Source organism: Anaerolineales bacterium (assembly GCA_003105035.1).
Classification (GTDB): Bacteria; Chloroflexota; Anaerolineae; order Anaerolineales; family UBA4823; genus FEB-25.
In genome coordinates this window covers 83,339-99,367 of record PQAL01000019.1, presented here as the reverse complement: position 1 = coordinate 99,367, position 16,029 = coordinate 83,339, and the positions used below count along the sequence as shown (strand labels likewise).

The 16,029-nt window shown below is 52.1% G+C and carries 13 protein-coding genes; 10 read left to right on the top strand and 3 right to left on the bottom strand.

The annotated features are described in order from the left end of the window. Positions 1-50 precede the first annotated feature (50 nt). Positions 51-551 (bottom strand): cation-binding protein, encoded by a 501-nt coding sequence (locus C3F13_09035; GenBank protein ID PWB53545.1) that lies wholly within the window; start codon positions 549-551, stop codon positions 51-53. A 240-nt stretch (positions 552-791) separates the two neighbouring features. On the opposite strand from C3F13_09035, the gene C3F13_09030 reads away from it, so the two are divergent. The 7 genes from C3F13_09030 to C3F13_09000 all read left to right on the top strand — a co-directional run bounded on the left by C3F13_09030 (position 792) and on the right by C3F13_09000 (position 9,722). After that, a complete protein-coding gene (locus tag C3F13_09030) occupies positions 792-1,496 on the top strand; it encodes a Crp/Fnr family transcriptional regulator (protein PWB53544.1) in 705 nt (234 codons plus the stop codon). 580 nt (positions 1,497-2,076) lie between these two features. Then, entirely contained in the window at positions 2,077-4,302 is a 2,226-nt protein-coding gene (locus C3F13_09025) for a copper oxidase (protein PWB53623.1), read from the top strand. Between the two features lie 304 nt (positions 4,303-4,606). Continuing rightward, positions 4,607-5,941: a hypothetical protein gene (locus tag C3F13_09020; protein PWB53543.1), complete on the top strand. Its 1,335-nt coding sequence runs from the start codon at positions 4,607-4,609 to the stop codon at positions 5,939-5,941. 138 nt (positions 5,942-6,079) lie between these two features. Next, entirely contained in the window at positions 6,080-7,417 is a 1,338-nt protein-coding gene (locus tag C3F13_09015) for a DUF711 domain-containing protein (protein ID PWB53542.1), read from the top strand. Beyond that, complete coding sequence (locus tag C3F13_09010) at positions 7,417-8,103, top strand: hypothetical protein (protein ID PWB53541.1); 687 nt, start codon at positions 7,417-7,419, stop codon at positions 8,101-8,103. Before C3F13_09015 ends, C3F13_09010 begins: the two co-directional genes overlap by 1 nt. 31 nt (positions 8,104-8,134) lie before the next feature. Next, positions 8,135-8,341 (top strand): hypothetical protein, encoded by a 207-nt coding sequence (locus C3F13_09005; GenBank protein PWB53622.1) that lies wholly within the window; start codon positions 8,135-8,137, stop codon positions 8,339-8,341. Beyond that, positions 8,319-9,722 (top strand): SAM-dependent methyltransferase, encoded by a 1,404-nt coding sequence (locus C3F13_09000; GenBank protein ID PWB53540.1) that lies wholly within the window; start codon positions 8,319-8,321, stop codon positions 9,720-9,722. Before C3F13_09005 ends, C3F13_09000 begins: the two co-directional genes overlap by 23 nt. A gap of 253 nt (positions 9,723-9,975) precedes the next feature. Here C3F13_09000 and C3F13_08995 read toward each other — a convergent pair whose 3' ends face one another. Then, on the bottom strand, positions 9,976-10,569 hold the full coding sequence (locus C3F13_08995; GenBank protein ID PWB53539.1) for an ArsR family transcriptional regulator: 594 nt from the start codon (positions 10,567-10,569) through the stop codon (positions 9,976-9,978). Further along, on the bottom strand, positions 10,550-11,137 hold the full coding sequence (locus C3F13_08990; GenBank protein ID PWB53538.1) for an ArsR family transcriptional regulator: 588 nt from the start codon (positions 11,135-11,137) through the stop codon (positions 10,550-10,552). Before C3F13_08990 ends, C3F13_08995 begins: the two co-directional genes overlap by 20 nt. Positions 11,138-11,365: 228 nt before the next feature. Between C3F13_08990 and C3F13_08985 the strand changes: the two genes are divergently transcribed. The 3 genes from C3F13_08985 (at position 11,366) to C3F13_08975 (ending at position 15,745) form a co-directional block, all read left to right on the top strand. Further along, positions 11,366-13,267 carry a DNA primase gene (locus C3F13_08985; protein PWB53537.1) on the top strand — a complete coding sequence of 634 codons (1,902 nt, stop codon included), beginning with the start codon at positions 11,366-11,368 and terminating at the stop codon, positions 13,265-13,267. A gap of 57 nt (positions 13,268-13,324) precedes the next feature. Continuing rightward, entirely contained in the window at positions 13,325-13,936 is a 612-nt protein-coding gene (locus C3F13_08980; protein PWB53536.1) for a hypothetical protein, read from the top strand. A gap of 117 nt (positions 13,937-14,053) precedes the next feature. Then, positions 14,054-15,745 (top strand): RNA polymerase sigma factor RpoD, encoded by a 1,692-nt coding sequence (locus C3F13_08975; protein ID PWB53535.1) that lies wholly within the window; start codon positions 14,054-14,056, stop codon positions 15,743-15,745. Positions 15,746-16,029 lie beyond the last annotated feature (284 nt).

Below are 16,029 nucleotides of genomic sequence, written 5' to 3'. Positions count from 1 at the left end.
TCCTTTATTTATTACTGATTCAGACAGGTTTGAACAATATGGTGGGCAAGTCATTGTGCTTTGTGAGAGTACGACTGGATATCTCTTTCGAGGGCTTCAGCCAGCGCTTCATATTTTTCGTAAAAACCTTCACCAGTTTCGATTTTTTCAACTTGCTCAAACGCATTCATGATCAGGGCATTCTGGCCAGGCGGGATCACTTGATCCGCCATCGGGAACAGGATATTATCTTCTTTGTATATATGCAGGCGAAGCAAAGCGATATAACTACGGGAGCTCATGATTGCCCTGCGTGACCCACTCTCGTCCCCTGCCTGCATTGCCTGGGTTGCTGAGGTCAAGGCACGTGTGTACTGCCGGCCGCATTCATGCTCAGCTAGCATCACCCCCAGCGGGCAGCCTTCCATGGCAATGCCCTGCTGCTTCATCTGTGAAAATAAGATCCCTTCTTCCTTGGCATGGTGGCATTGGTCAGCGAAACCGCGCATAAACTCGGTAGCCGAGGAGAAGAACTGAGGATTTACTTTCTCGCCAGATTCAAGCAAGTCCACACCAGTCTCAAGCGTATCAAGGACTCATTCGATTATTCGATGTTCACTGCTTAATAAATCGGTTGCTTCCATTTTTCCCATCCTTTAACTGTTTTCTAATACGATATTTGCCAGTATGGAAGTCGTGTATAGTATGATTTCAATGCAGGCGATGAACGCTGGCACCTTACTGTGCAGATTTTATCGGGATCGCCATTAGCTGTCTTTGCGCCAGCGTAAATTAGGAGAATTGCTCCGAGCATGAAAATTACACCAGATTTTCCTGTCGACAAGATCGAAGGAATTTCCTTGTTTATGGGGTTGAAACATAATGATGTATTGTCATTGATCGAAGCAGCCCATGAAAAGCGTCTGCATGCAGGCGGGTTCTATTACCACCAGGGTGATCCAGCAGAATACATGTTCGTGCTTATGCGGGGTCAGGTAAAGAGGCTCCGCCTGGGCTCTGATGGCCGCCAGTCATTGATCGAGGTGGTTAATCCCATCCAGCCATTTGGTCTGGTTGCAATGACCGGCAGCACATATCCAGTGACTGCCCAGGCAGCGGAGGATTGTCAGGCCATTGCCTGGCACCAGCATGAGATGATGCAACAGGTGATGCACATCCCGCAGCTGGCATTGAATGCCATGAAGATCATGTCTGAACAGCTCAGCGAAATCCAGGAGCGCTTCCACCAGGTGACCACCCAACGTGTGGAGCAGCGCCTGGCACATACTTTGATCCGCCTAGCTGCCCAATCGGGGAAAAGGGTCAAGGAGGGGATCATGATCGACCTCGGGCTCACCCGCCGGGACCTGGCAGAAATGTCAGGCACTACCCTCTATACCGCCAGCCGCACCCTCAGCCAGTGGCATGGGCAGGAGTTGGTCGTGGCTGGGCGTGAGAAGGTCATCATCCGTAACCCGCATGGGCTGATCCGGATTATCGAAGATAATTCGCTGTAAGCTGGCGCTCATAATACAATTCATTCCTTATGCTGGAATATATAGCCGCGATAGCCGGCTTACAGGTGTCAAAAACCACGGACTTGCCTGCTGGCTATGGTTTGGTAGGTTATTTACATACTCCCGCAATTTATGGAAAGTTCAAGAGTAATAATCTATCTCTTGATAAAAGTCGGAGGATATTTGTAGGCTACTGGGTCAGGTTTAAGGTGAGCATTAGATAATATTTATGGATATATGTAGCTTATCATCACTAAGTGGCAGGTTCGAAAAGAGCCTGCTACTTTGATTCTTGCAGTTTCGTTTGAGCTCATGTAGGTATTGAGATCGAACAAATCGATCGGCAAAGAATTGATTAATAGCCAATAAACGCAAATTTTTTCCAATTATTTACCAGGTATTAATTTATAAAATAATATTGGCACATCGGAACTATTTGGTTGAAGCAAAGATAGCTAGGTCAAAAGCAATTTTAATAGATTTCATTGAGGAGGAAAACATGCTTACACGTAAAGGCTTTATAAAAATAGTAGCTGCAGGAGGGGCAACTACCTACCTGGCAACCCGCGGAAGCTTCCTGATGCGGGCTCAGGCAGTCCAGTCGACCCAAATCCCATTAAACCCCAAAAATATTCCTCAATTCGTGGATGAGTTGCCAGACCTGCTCGCTGGAGATTCACTACTTGTGGATAGTGGCACTCAAATCGACTTAACTATGACCGAAAGGCTGTCGATGGTGTTGTCTACTGGAACCGTCCCTAATTATCAAGGAACCGTTACCTGGGCATATATTGGTTCAGGTCAAGCAAACCGGGCAAGCTATCTTGGACCGGTAGTTCTAGCGACGAAGAACAGCCCAACCCAAATAAAATTTATCAATAACCTTGGTTCTGCCGCAAGCACCCAGGTGCTGGCATATAAATATTCCACCGATCAAACCCTGCATTGGGCAGATCCCATGCATGACGGTATGAATATGTGGAATCATATGGCTCGTCCACCAGTTAAAGGTGAGGAAGGAGCCGAAAACTACCTGGATGCCATTCCGGCTGTCCCACACCTGCATGGTGGTTACATCCCGCCTGTATTGGACGGTGGGCCGGATGCCTGGTTCACCAGCGATGGGGTGAAGGTCGGAAGTGGCTACTATTCAAGGGATGGGTTATCACCAAAGAATTACTGCATCTACAATTATCTTAACGACCAGGAAGGAGCCCTGATCTGGTTCCATGACCATACCCTGGGAGCGACGCGCCTTAATGTATATTGCGGCCTGGCAGGTGCATATCTTATCTTAGATCCAGGTGATACCGTCTTGCCTACTTTTTTTGTAGAAGGGCAACCTCTGGGATATACCATCACCCCGTTGGTGATACAAGACCGCATGTTTGATACGAATGGGCAGCTCTTCTTCCCTGCCGATAGTGCCGGAGGGTTGTTATGGGCATTGAATCCTGAGCACCCCTACTGGGTGCCGGAGTTTATCGGTGACACCATTTGCGTGAATGGCAAGACCTGGCCACGCAAGACCGTGGAGCAGCGGCGTTACCTCTTAATGTTCATCAATGGCTCAAATGCCCGAAGCTATGAGCTGAGCCTGGTTGATCCGGTATCTAAGAACTTCGGGCCTCCGCTGTGGGTTGTCGCTACTGATGGTGGCTACCTGAACAAACCGGTCAGGATCGACCCTGCTGCAGCAGTAAACAACAAGCTATTAATGATGCCCGGCGAGCGTTATTGGGTAATCGTTGACTTCGCGGGATATGCTGGAACAGTGGTCGGGCCCAATGGAGTGCCATATTCAGGAAAATGGTTGCTGAAGAACACAGCCAAAGCGCCCTATCCCGGCGGTGCATCACCGCAGGGTGCCACAACCGGTAAGATTATGCAATTTGTGGTGACTGGTGGTGCAGTTGTCGATACAAGTTACAATCCGGACCCTACTGCGTTTATCCGGCCCGTGATCAATGATTTGACGCTTGCCCCACTTGCTAAGACCCGCCAGCTAACCCTGAACGAGATCATGGGCATGCCTCAAAATGCAATTGATCCGGTTACTGGGGTCCTGACTGCTTATCCTGGTGGGCCGCTTGAGATCCTGGTCAATAATACGAAGTGGGACGGGTACCGCATCACTGGTGTTGATAACACGGATCCCATGATGCCCATCTACACCAAGAGCCCCATTCCGGGCTTCATCGATGATGGGCATGGAAATTACCTGTCAGAAATTCCGACTGAAGGTGATACGGAGCTATGGGAAATTGTCAACACGACTGCAGATGCCCACCCTATCCATACCCACCTGGCTCAATTCCAGCTCCAAAGTAGGCAAGCATACGACACGAAAAAGTATTTTGCAGCGTATTCCACGGCATTTCCTGCCGGGTTTGATTTCACAATGAAAATGAATGTTGGACCGGGTGTATTCATCCCTGCTTATGGGCCACCCCTGGCCTATGACACACCGATTGGTGGAAAATATGGTGGTAATCCTGATGTGACCCCGTTCCTGAAAGGTCCTGTCAAAGCGGCCTTGCCCCAGGAGGCTGGCTGGAAAGATACCGTGATGGCTCCGCCTGGGATGGTGACTCGCTTCCTTATCCGCTGGGCACCCCAGGGTATCGATCCAACAACACCATCTACAAATTGCCACCTGAGCTTTGATCCGAGTGCTGGGGGAGGTGGGTATGTCTGGCATTGCCATATTGTGGATCATGAAGACAACGAGATGATGCGCCCCGACATGATCACACCGAACCAGGATGAGCCAAGTCGTCAATATCGTATCGGGCTCGATTACTAATCAACTGAAATCATTTATTGGCGCTTAATCAATCAGGGGGAAATCGAAAGCTAAAAACAGGCTGCCTGTACGGAGCCTGTTTTAATTAATCAATTGCTAAAACTCGCCCTGGATTGATGTCTCCCACTAGTTCAAGCGGGTAGTTGATAGACAATTGGCAACATGCCAATTAACCCCAATTCTTTCCAATGTTAGCTCTGTTATTTTTCTTTAAAATATCCTTAATCTTCCATTCATCTTGTGGGTGAATTGAGGTTCTACATCCAAACGAATTACTCTTAGCGAGGGGTTATGGAGGAAAAATATGGACACATACAAAAGTAGCTTCCTGAGGCAGCGCCCAGCAGCCACTGGGTATCTATCGTTTTATGGAAAAGAAAGTGAAAAACCTCCCGTCACAAGCACCAAAATCTACAAACGTCCGCTCCCATCCAATCAAATGAATAATGTAATGGGTGGGCCTGATTCGCTGCGTGTTTGTATCGATTACCACGGCTGTTTCGCCCTCGAGAATGACATCCCGGCAGCACTACGCTCGATCAACAAATCGCGCTTATCTTCCGTGGTCAGGAGATCGTTGAACCGGAATAATTTTCAAATCCAGGGATGGCGCACGCGCAATATGGATGGTAAATCAGCTAACCCGGTAAGTGCAGGCCTGTACCGGTTTGAAGGTGTTGGTGTTGACCGGGGTGAGTGGCTGGATTGGTCAGTGATCCTCAAGGTGATCCAGTCGCCGGCCAATCTGGGTTATAGTAACTACGGTGAAGGAAATGACCCAACCCACTGGAATTATTGGAAACGTGAGCTGCTCATCTACCAATCCGGCTGGCTGGATGGGCTACCGGAGGGTGTCACTGCTCCACGTTGTTACGAAGCCCAGGAAATCCCGGGGAATATTGCTGGGATGTGGTTGGAGGATGTCAGTGATACCTACTCGGGGAATTGGCCGTTGGCGCGTTATGCAATGGCTGCCCGCCACCTGGGTCGTTTCAATGGCATTTATATCTCCCGCCGCCAGCTGCCAACCTTTCCCTGGCTGTCCAGGCACCGTACGCGGCAGTGGCTGTCATTCATCCCATGGCAGGATTTCCCGTGGGATCATCCCCAAGTGTGGCAGGTTTATCCCAACCCTGAGCTGGATAGCTTCCGCAGCTTGCTGAATGATCATGACCGCTTCCTGGCCAAATTAGAACAGCTGCCAAAAACGATCAGTCACGGTGATACGAACCCAGTGAATTTCATCTCGCGCCATTCACCCCGCAAACTGGACCAGACGGTGGCCATGGATTGGTCGCTGACCGGTATTGAAGCCCTGGGTGATGACCTTGGCCAGCTGGTGTATGGCACCTACTTGAATCTACGTAATTACCGCCTGCATGATATCTCGGAGACATTGTTCACCAGCTATGTCAATGGATTACAAGATAGCGGCTGCCGTATCGATTCCCAGCTGGTCCGCTTCGGTTATGTCGTATCCGCGGCTTACCGGGTAGGGCTGAGCCGGTTGTTGCACCTCACCGAGCAGATAAATCGTAATTCCGATTTCATGGGGCAAAGTATGTATCCCTCTGTGATCCCCCAACCGTTTGAATCGGTCATGGCGGATGAAGCCTACCGACTCTTGGACCGTATCTGACCACTGTTAGAATGATGTCCATTGAATAAGATGTATATGCAGGAGTGATTTACCAAAAATTAAATTATTGCGCTTGTGCGCCTGATGTATTAAAGGCAGTTAGCAAGGGGGTGCCATCATAACGTCTGGACAGGTTGGATGGGTCGGCCTGTCCAGTACATTTTCTCTGCCAACATTATTCATGTGTCATGTTCTCCCATCAGAATTTATAATCTCATCTTGCCCGGGATTTCCAACCCTGATAGAATTCCAGGCATGAAGATCCGCTCCATCACCTGCTTTATCGACCCTTCCTACCCTCTGGATGAGCGTCGACTCGACCTGGCGGGTGAGTTCCTGATCATCGCCCAGCCCATTTTCAGCGAGTTCGGTTACGAAGTCCAATCCAGCCGTCTGGCCATCATCCCGTTCAGTAAACTGTTGGCAGATTTTAAAGAAGGTAAGCTTTCCAGGTTTGCCCATGAGCTCGAAGACAAAGCTGCTCAAAGGGGATTTTCCTATGTGTCCGTTGGACCGGCTTTCCCTGAGACGCCTGAGGCTTATGCGGTTATCCCCGAGGCCCTGGCTGCCACGAAAAATGCCTTTTTTGCCGGATCGCTAACCACTCAGGATGCGCGGGTGTCACTCCCGGCAGTTATTGAGTGTGCCCGTGTGATTCACAGGGCCAGCGTTATCGCTGCAGATGGTTTTGCCAACCTGCGCTTTGCTGCCCTGGCCAACGTCCCAGCCGGTTCACCTTTTTTCCCCGCTGCCTATCACCAGGGGGGTGAGCCATCCTTTGCTCTCGCCACCGAGGCTGCCGACCTGGCCGTCGCCGCCTTCAGCCAGGTTGCCAACCTTCAGGAAGCGCGTGACAGTCTGGTGAAATCGATTGAGACCCATGCACGGCTGCTGACCCGGCTCGCCCAGCGCATTGAAAAGCAGACCCGGGTAAGCTTTGGTGGGATAGATTTTTCCCTGGCTCCCTTCCCTTCTGAGGAAATTTCGCTGGGGACTACCTTGGAGCGCCTGGGAATTCGGGCCGTAGGTAATCACGGCTCGCTGGCTGCAGCGGCGATCCTGGCAGACACGCTGGACAAGGCTGAATTCCCCCGAGCTGGCTTCAGTGGCTTGATGTTACCTTTGCTTGAAGATGCCACACTCGCCCGGCGCGCAGCAGAAGGACTTCTGGGTGTGAAAGACCTGCTGCTTTATTCGGCGGTGTGTGGTACAGGCCTGGATACGGTCCCACTACCAGGTGACACCAGCGTGGAACAGCTGGGGGCTGTCCTGCTCGACCTGGCAAGCCTCTCTACTCGCCTGGCCAAACCCCTCACCGCCCGATTGATGCCCATCCCAAACAAAAAAGCTGGTGACCCAACCGGCTTCGATTTCCCCTATTTTGCCAATAGCCGCATCCTGCCGCTCACTGCACAGCCGCTGGGAGGTTTTTTGAATAAAGACGAATCATTCAGCCTGCACCCAAGGGCCAGGTAATGCCTGGACGCTATGCCTCCTTGTGGTTACGTTGGGTGCTTGCCAACGGTCTCGGCGAGATGTTCGGGCTGGGGTTGACATTTGGCGTCGGTGCCGCCATCATCGCCTCGCTTGGCAGCACTAACAACTACATAACTATTTTACTTACATTCCTGGTGGCGGTCGTCAGTGGCGTCATCGAAGCCACCCTGGTCGGATTACTACAGTGGTGGGCCATGCATCCCTGGTTTCCAAAAATCCGCCAGGCTGCCTGGTGGCTGGCGACCCTGCTGGGGGCGTTGCTGGCATACGTGCTGGGGTACCTGCCCTCCACTCTCATGAGCCTGGGTGAGGCAACTGCGCAAGCTTCAATCCCTGCCCACGAACCGGAGCAATGGGTGTTCCTGCTGCTGGCGGCTGGCCTTGGTGCAGTCGGAGGGGCAGTTTTATCCTTCGCCCAGTGGCTCGTCTTGCGCAAAACTGTCCAGGGGGCTGGAATATGGGTTCCCGCCAATATGCTCGCCTGGCTGGTCGGTATGCCGATCATTTTTTGGGGCATCGACAACGCGATGAGGTTTACCCAACTCTCCTCGATCATCCTGTTCATGGCTGGCATCTTGCTGCTCACAGGCCTGATCGTAGGGGCTATTCACGGAGCCTTTCTCGTCCGTATCGTGAAATCACAGGTTTCACACCAGCCGGCATGATTTGTTGGCAAATTTTTACCTGCGAGGCTGCATGATCGAAAATCTTTTCAACCTATTTGCTCCCCACTTCCGCTCCCTTGCGTACCTGGATCCGGGCAGCGGCAGCATCATTGTCCAGGTGTTGATCGCTGGATTAATGACGGTCGGGATCGTTCTCAAGGTTTTCTGGAAGAAGATCAAGGGCTTATTCAAACGCAGCGCTGAAATAGACCAGGATGACCTCACCAAACAACCCTGAGCAGCGTTTAGGTGCTTCGTTTCGCGACCCGAGTGGTTTCCTGTTCCAACGCGACGGGATCTTATACCGGCAGATCAACCATGTGTACCGGGAACAATATGACCTGCTGATGAGCTCTGGGCTGTACGCCAGGTTGGCAGGCGCAGGGCTGCTCATCCCCCATCGCGAAGTTGATACGGCCCCCGTCGACCCATTAGCAGCTTCCCGGGTCATCCAACCCGAGTTATTGCCTTTCATCTCTTATCCGTATGAATGGTGTTTCAGCCAGCTCAAGGATGCTGCCCTGGCTACCCTGTATATCCAAAACCTTGCCTTACAAGCGGGAATGGTGCTTAAAGATGCCAGCGCCTACAATATCCAGTTTATGGACGGGAAGCCCATCCTGATCGATACGCTGTCCTTCGAACGTTACCGGGAAGGTGAGCCCTGGGTTGCCTACCGCCAATACTGCCAGCATTTCCTGGCGCCCCTGGCACTCATGGCTCATCGCGATATCCGCTTGGGGCAGCTGCTGCGGGTGCACCTGGATGGCGTGCCACTCGATCTCGCTTCAGCGCTGCTGCCCAGACGCACGCATTATTCCTTTGGCCTGGCCACGCACATACACTTGCACGCATCCGCGCAAAAACGCTATGCTGGTGGCAAGCAGGATAAAGTCGTTTCATCCAGGAAAATTAGCAAACTATCGTTATTGGGGTTGATTGACAGCCTGGAGAATGCCACTCGTAAGCTGGACTGGAAGCCAGCCGGTACCGAGTGGGGCGACTACTACGCTGCATCTGCTGGCCATTATTCTCCTCCTGCCATGGAACACAAGCGGCAGGTGGTTACCCAATACCTGGAGCGTGTTCAACCAGCCAGGGTGTGGGATCTGGGGGCGAATACGGGTGATTTCAGTCGCCTGGCTTCTGAGATGGGTGCTTCAACCCTGGCGATGGATGTCGACCCGGCTGCAGTGGAGATCAACTACCTGCGTATGAAGGAGCAGGCAGAGCACAATTTACTTCCCCTGATCATGGATTTCAGCAACCCATCGCCTTCACTCGGCTGGCATGGCCACGAACGCCTGTCACTCCTCCAACGCGGCTCCGCAGATGTAGTGCTGGCCCTGGCGATCATCCATCACCTGGCGATTTCGAATAATGTGCCTCTCTTCCTCCTGGCAGATTACTTTCATGAACTTGGTCACTGGCTGATCATCGAATGGGTACCTAAGGATGATTCACAGGTTCAGGTGCTCCTGTCCAGCCGGTCTGATATTTTCATAGATTACCATCAGGATGGATTCGAATCTGCCTTCAGCAGGTATTTTAATATCGATGACCGGACACCGATCATCGATTCCGGCCGGGTGCTCTACCTGATGGAGAAAAAGTTTTAATTTCGGTAATTTCGGCTGGTTGTCTATAAAAAAGCACTTTTTGAAAAGTCGGACTGTCCTTAACCATGCTGCACATAGACACATCGCATGCGCACTTCATAGAATAATATGCGAAAATGGAGCGAAACATTGCAGCAATTCCACCTCAACACCCCGTAAGAATTCCAAACATATGAGTAAGGGCGCAGTGGCGCTGCGCCCTTACTCTGATCTGAACTGTCGCGTGATATCCACAAAATATTGTGACTACCGTTTAAACGTCCACTTCGGTTCGCCAGTATATGCCCTTGTTTCGCTGGAGCAGGCCATTATCCACCATATAGCGGCGCAAAGCAGCGGTATCCTCATGGTAACGCCGGAGCATCTGGTTGACCTGGCTTTCCGGGTACTTCACACCCCGCTCGAAATCTTTCACCAGGTGATTCAGGATCACCATCAGCTTTTTGTGTTGGTTAGGGATGGATTTTAGAGTGCCATCACGGTTGAGATAGGAACGTAAAGTCTTGACTTCAAATTCGTCTCCTTCATATTGAGGGGCAGGGGGGCGCGATTGGGCCAACATGCGGCGCGATAACGCTTCCAGGGCGCGGCTGTCTAAGCAGTAGGCATTGCCTTCCTTCTGTGCCAAACCCGCCTGAACCAGCACCTCCAGATGATGTGCAGCTTCAGCCGGTTTCATCTTCAGCCGTTCAGCCACCTGGCTGGCGGTCAGGGCTTCCACGCCCAGCAGCCCGGCGATCTTCATCCGCTCGGCGTCTGCCAATGACTTCATAAAGTTCATGAGTTCTTCTTGACTATCAGATGATGTGTTCATTTTTATTCTTCCTTCAAGATGGCTGTTCGCCATCGATTCTCCAGTATTCTCCACCAGACCGCTGCATGAACTTGTATGTGATCATCTCGCGCCGCAGGGTAGCGGTATCTGCGTGGTAATGAGAAAGGATCTCATTAACCTGTGCTTCTGTGTAATGTATCCCAGGCTCAAAATCTTTGAGGATGTGCTTGAGCACCACCTCACGTTTCTTGCGTTGAGCAGGGATCACTTTCAGCCTGCCATCTGGCAGTAATATATTGTGTAGCACCATCCGATCATAGGCTTGCAGGTCCACTTCAGCCGCCATGCTGGGAAGCTTGTCCTGAGCAACCAACCGCCTGGCGATCTGCTCCAGCACACCCGGCTCCAGCTGGTACAGGTTGTAGTAACTTTCAGCTTTAGCGCTGACCAAACCAGCCTCGGAGAGCATCTTCAGGTGATGTGACACCGTGGGAGGGCGTACCTCAAGCATGGCGGCCAGTTGCTCGACGGTATACGGTTTTTGGGCAAGTAAACCAACGATCTTCAACCGGTTAGCATCCGCCAGGGCCTTGAAAAAGGTCAACAACTGTTCATCATTTTGCACATTTAGCGTGTTCATCATCGATTCCTTGTTGCGCTCGCTGTAGCGAGGTTTATGGCCTCACAAATGTCTTCTAACTAATTAGATATTTATCGAATTAATTATACATAATATAAATGTTATGTCAAGTGGAAATCAATACAATCACAGCCTAACGTAAATACACTGGTCATCCAACCCCCTGGCTGACCAGGCTGGTATAATCTAATCGAGTTCTTAATCATCCCTGAACCGTGAGAATAACGGATGTCATCCATCGATGAGATCAAATCTCGCATAGATATCGTTGACCTTGTGTCAGAGTCGGTGCAGCTCAAGCATTCCGGCAAGAATTACACAGGTTTCTGCCCATTCCACCCCAACACGCGCACGCCTTCGTTTGCGGTATTTCCCTCCACCGGCACGTGGCGTTGTTTTGGGCAGTGCAACGAAGGTGGGGACATCTTTACTTTCACCATGAAAAAACAGGGCTGGGATTTTGCCGAAGCCCTGAACTACCTGGCAGACCGGGCGGGTGTACAGCTCAAACCCCAGACTCCCGAGGAGGTCGTTGCTGAAGAAGAGCATGCCCAGCTGCGTGCCCTGCTAGATGAAGCGGCTACCTATTACAGACACCAGCTGCGTAATACGCCCAATGGACTGAAAGCGTTGGATTACCTGAAAAAGCGGGGTTTGACGGATGAGATCATCGAAACCTTTGGGCTGGGTTATGCCCCCGATGCTCGCGAGGCTCTTATCCAATACTTCAAGAGCAAAGGCCGGGAAGAGTCACAGCTGCGAGAAGCCGGTCTGGTATCCGAACGGGATGATGGCTCGATCTACGATAAATTCAGGCACCGCATCATGTTCCCCATACGTGATGGCCGCAGCCGCATGGCAGGTTTCGGGGGACGTATTCTCGACCCAGATGACCTGCCTAAGTTCCTGAACTCACCCCAGACCCCTGTTTTTGATAAGAGTGGCCTGCTGTATGGACTGGAACGTGCCCGTAATGCCATACGAGCGCAAGACCAGGTGGTGATCGTCGAGGGTTACTTCGATGTAATCGCCTTGCACCAGGCAGGTTTCACCAACACTGTGTCTCCCATGGGCACCGCCCTTACCGAACACCAGCTGCGCCTGTTAAAACACCTCACCCAGCGTTATATCCTGGCGCTTGATCCCGACACTGCCGGGGATAAAGCTACACTACGGGGCTTGCAGATCGCCCGGCAGACCATGGATCGCGAGACGGAGCCGGTATTTGATGCCCATGGACTGATCGCCCACGAGTCGCGCCTGCATGCGGATATCCGTGTCACTACCCTGCCGGAGGGCATGGACCCCGATGATGTGGTCAAGCGTGATCCGCTTGAGTGGCAGCAAATCCTGGAGAATGCCAAGCCAGTGGTCGTGCACGTCATGGAGACCCTGGCGCGTGGCCGGGATGTGAATGACCCCAAGACAAAAGCCGATATCGCTGCCCAGGTGTTGCCGCTGATTAACGAAGTGCCCAACGCCATCGAACGCGAAGCCTACCGGCAGCAGCTTGCCCGCCTGATCCGGGTAGAGGAACGCATGCTAACAGGCGGGGGAGGCCTCGCTCGCCCCACTCGCCGGCGCCCTCGAACAGCGCCTTCGCCCGAGAAGGAGCCTGTTCCTGAGATTGCCGTCCAAACCGGGAACGCCCGCCTGGAGGCTCATTGCCTGGGGATCCTGGTACGCCGGCCAGAGCTCTTGTTCCATGTCGACCGTGCCCTGCATGAATCACACCTGATCCCGCTCTCAAGGCAGGACTTCGAAAGCGCCGAGTACCAGGCAGTCTTCATGCTTGTGAAGGAATCGCTGGCTCAAGACCAAACTGAACCGATGAATTACGTATTAAATCGCTTGTCTCTGTTGCTAATGGAGACCGTGGATGGATTGTTGGAACGCACGGAAAAACTCGATCCACGCGAAGCGCGCGTATTGGAAGATATGATGCGGGCAGTGCTTGAGATCCGCCGCCGGCAGGTTACGGAGGTGATCAACCAGCTACGCTATCAAATGGATGAAGCGGTGAAGACCGGTGAGCCGCGCAGTAAGGAATATGAAGAAAGTATTACCAAATGTACCCGGTCATTGAGAAACCTGCACCAGGCCAAGGAAAAGTTCATGATTGCCCGCTAAGCAGGCCGCGGTTTATTTCAACCAATATCCAGACACTCAGATGAATAGCCCACATCCATGAATATTCAACCAGTCACCGGGCAAACATACCGCCAGGCCGCGCAAGTGCTGGGCCGGGCGTTTATGTCTGATCCGGTCAGCCTCGCCGTCTATAAGGATTTATCACCTGAGCGGATGTTGCAGGCATTAATAAACGATTTTCGAGCCGAAATCAGGATTTGCCTGCATCGTGCCTACCCTATCCAGGTGAGTGAAGGAAGCAACCTGCTTGGTGTAGCGGTGATCTATCCTCCTGGGCGCTACCCATTGCCCAGGCTGGCCCAGTGGTGGTTATTGGTCCAGTCGTTTGTAGAAAATGGGTTTTACGACATCCGTGACTGGACGAGCTGGTTGGGTAAAGTGGAGCATTATCACCCACGTGAGCCCCATTATTACCTTGCATATATCGGGGTGCATCCAGAATGCCAGGGGCGGGGTGTGGGTTCAGCAATGCTCCAGCACCTTGTTGACAAAGCGGATCAAGACCAGGTGGGGTGTCACCTTGAGAATGCCAACCCGCGCAACTTGCCCATCTATGAGCGTTTTGGCTTTCAGATTTCCAGGCAAATCGAGCTCATTGGTTTATCCACCTGGCTGATGTGGCGCTCACCAACAGAAAAACCTGGGTAAATATTGCCACCGTCTGGGCGTAAACCTAACCAGGTGGGGAAAGACCGCTATCTTCGGGTAAGCTCGTTGATCAATAGATGATTCGCCAAAAATGATAAATTAGGTGATAATTGTTGTATGGCTCGCAAGCGAAATGCTAACCGCGAAGAAATCGCAGGTGTTGAGGGTTTTACTGATGAGGATGACAAGCAACAGCCGGCCAATTCGGTTGATGATGTTGACGATTTGGTCTCGGAGCTGGATGAAGAAGTAATCATTGATGAGCCTGATGAGGATCTGATAGCCCAAGCTAGCCAGGGTTTGAGCGAGGTCGCTGAAGATGAAACTTTCGATATGCTCAGCCCCGCTTTGGAAGGTGAGCTTAGCGAAGACCCGGTCAGGCTGTACCTCAGGGAAATTGGCGAGATCGAGCTGCTCAGCGTCGATCACGAGTTTTGGCTGGCTACTCGCATCGAAGCTGCCCGCCGGGTAAATGTGTTGATGCGTGACCACCCAATTGCCCGCCGCGGGCAGCAGATCACTACCAACATCTATATGGCGCTATCGGATGAGCTCATTATCAGCTGGAGCAGGCTGGCTGAAGACACCCAGCGCCTGGGTTATGATACCCCGGATTTTACAAAGATTCATATGGAAGCTCTTCAGCTCAGGCAAACCTGGGCTATCACCACGCCTTCCTACCTGCGTGCATATCTCGACAATGGGCGGTGGGGCGTAGATCATTTTTGGGACCAGGTTGCTCGCAATGCATTGACAGTCTTCATCTTCCTGTACCTGCTGCCAGAAGAAACTGCCATGGCTGCGGATAACTTCTTCGCCCAAAAGCACAAAATGCCTTCTCTCGCCCCATATCTAGTCGAACAAGCAAGTGAAGGTGAGCCGAAAAAGAGAGCCAGGAAAACCCCCTCAGCTGAAGATAAAACCCATGAAGAGGACTTGGTCAGGCTTCCCGCTGAAAGCCAGCTCAGGTCCACCCTTGAAGAGGTCCAGTTTCGCGCACAGGAATCGCGCCAGATGCTCATCCGATCAAACCTGCGTTTAGTGGTAAGCGTCGCCAAGCGCTACCTTGGGAGAGGCAGCTCATTCCTCGACCTCATCCAGGAGGGGAATCTTGGTTTGCTACGAGCGGTATCTAAGTTTGACCCTTCCAGGGGCTATAAATTCAGCACATATGCCACCTGGTGGATACGCCAGTCCATCAGCCGCTCGATCGCAGACCAGGCGCGCACCATACGCATCCCGGTGCATATCTTTGAGACCTTCAACCGCCTGATGCAGGTGCAGCGCCAGCTGACCCAAACCTTGGGACGGTCGCCCACCCCTGAAGAATTGGCTCTGGAAGCTGATTTCGTGGATGCCAAGGACAAGCAGCTGATCCAGAGAGTGAAAGGTGAACCCAGCCTGATACCCCATGAGGTGCATATGCGCTGGAACCAGGCGGCTTCCAAGGTGGTGCAGGTACTGCGGGCAGCTGAAGAACCGGTGTCGTTGGAGAGCCCGGTCGGCAGCGAAGACAACTCGATGTTGGGTGATTTTATTGAAGATGAAGAAGCCCAGGAACCCATGGACGCGGCTGCCAGGGAAATGTTACGTGAGCAAGTGAAGAATGCTCTGGCAGTGCTCTCGCCGCGCGAGCGTGAGGTGTTGGAAATGCGCTTTGGCTTGCTGGATGGTAAGGACCACACTCTTGAAGAGGTTGGTCAAGCGTTCAATGTCACCCGCGAGCGTATCCGCCAGATTGAAGCCAAAGCCCTGCGCAAGCTGCGCCACCCGACTCGCAGCAGGCACTTGCGTGACTTCTTGAGTTGATCGCTCATTCGTACCGTATCCACCTTAGAGACACGTTAAATTAAATTAAAATCACGAAAGCATCCGCGTGGACTGCTTGGTGTTTACCGTAAGCAGTGGCATTAATATTGCTTTTATCAACTCAAATTGACACCGCTGTTTGCATGTGATAAACTTCACGCGGTCGCGCTCGGGTAGCACCTTGCCAGGATGGGGTATACCGCTTAAAATTTGTCTGTTAATCCCATACTGACTGGCTGCATGCTTTACCAGATATAACCTGCTTGTTACTAGCTTAACAACTA

Coding starts and splice junctions, on each gene's coding strand:
- C3F13_09030 (PWB53544.1), top strand. CDS start 792: ATGAAAATTACACCAGATTTTCCTGTCGACAAGATCGAAGGAATTTCC.
- C3F13_08985 (PWB53537.1), top strand. CDS start 11,366: ATGTCATCCATCGATGAGATCAAATCTCGCATAGATATCGTTGACCTT.
- C3F13_09000 (PWB53540.1), top strand. CDS start 8,319: ATGACCTCACCAAACAACCCTGAGCAGCGTTTAGGTGCTTCGTTTCGC.
- C3F13_08995 (PWB53539.1), bottom strand. CDS start 10,569: ATGGCGAACAGCCATCTTGAAGGAAGAATAAAAATGAACACATCATCT.
- C3F13_09020 (PWB53543.1), top strand. CDS start 4,607: ATGGACACATACAAAAGTAGCTTCCTGAGGCAGCGCCCAGCAGCCACT.
- C3F13_08980 (PWB53536.1), top strand. CDS start 13,325: ATGAATATTCAACCAGTCACCGGGCAAACATACCGCCAGGCCGCGCAA.
- C3F13_08975 (PWB53535.1), top strand. CDS start 14,054: ATGGCTCGCAAGCGAAATGCTAACCGCGAAGAAATCGCAGGTGTTGAG.
- C3F13_09015 (PWB53542.1), top strand. CDS start 6,080: ATGGGTCGGCCTGTCCAGTACATTTTCTCTGCCAACATTATTCATGTG.
- C3F13_09025 (PWB53623.1), top strand. CDS start 2,077: ATGCGGGCTCAGGCAGTCCAGTCGACCCAAATCCCATTAAACCCCAAA.
- C3F13_08990 (PWB53538.1), bottom strand. CDS start 11,137: ATGAACACGCTAAATGTGCAAAATGATGAACAGTTGTTGACCTTTTTC.
- C3F13_09005 (PWB53622.1), top strand. CDS start 8,135: ATGATCGAAAATCTTTTCAACCTATTTGCTCCCCACTTCCGCTCCCTT.
- C3F13_09010 (PWB53541.1), top strand. CDS start 7,417: ATGCCTGGACGCTATGCCTCCTTGTGGTTACGTTGGGTGCTTGCCAAC.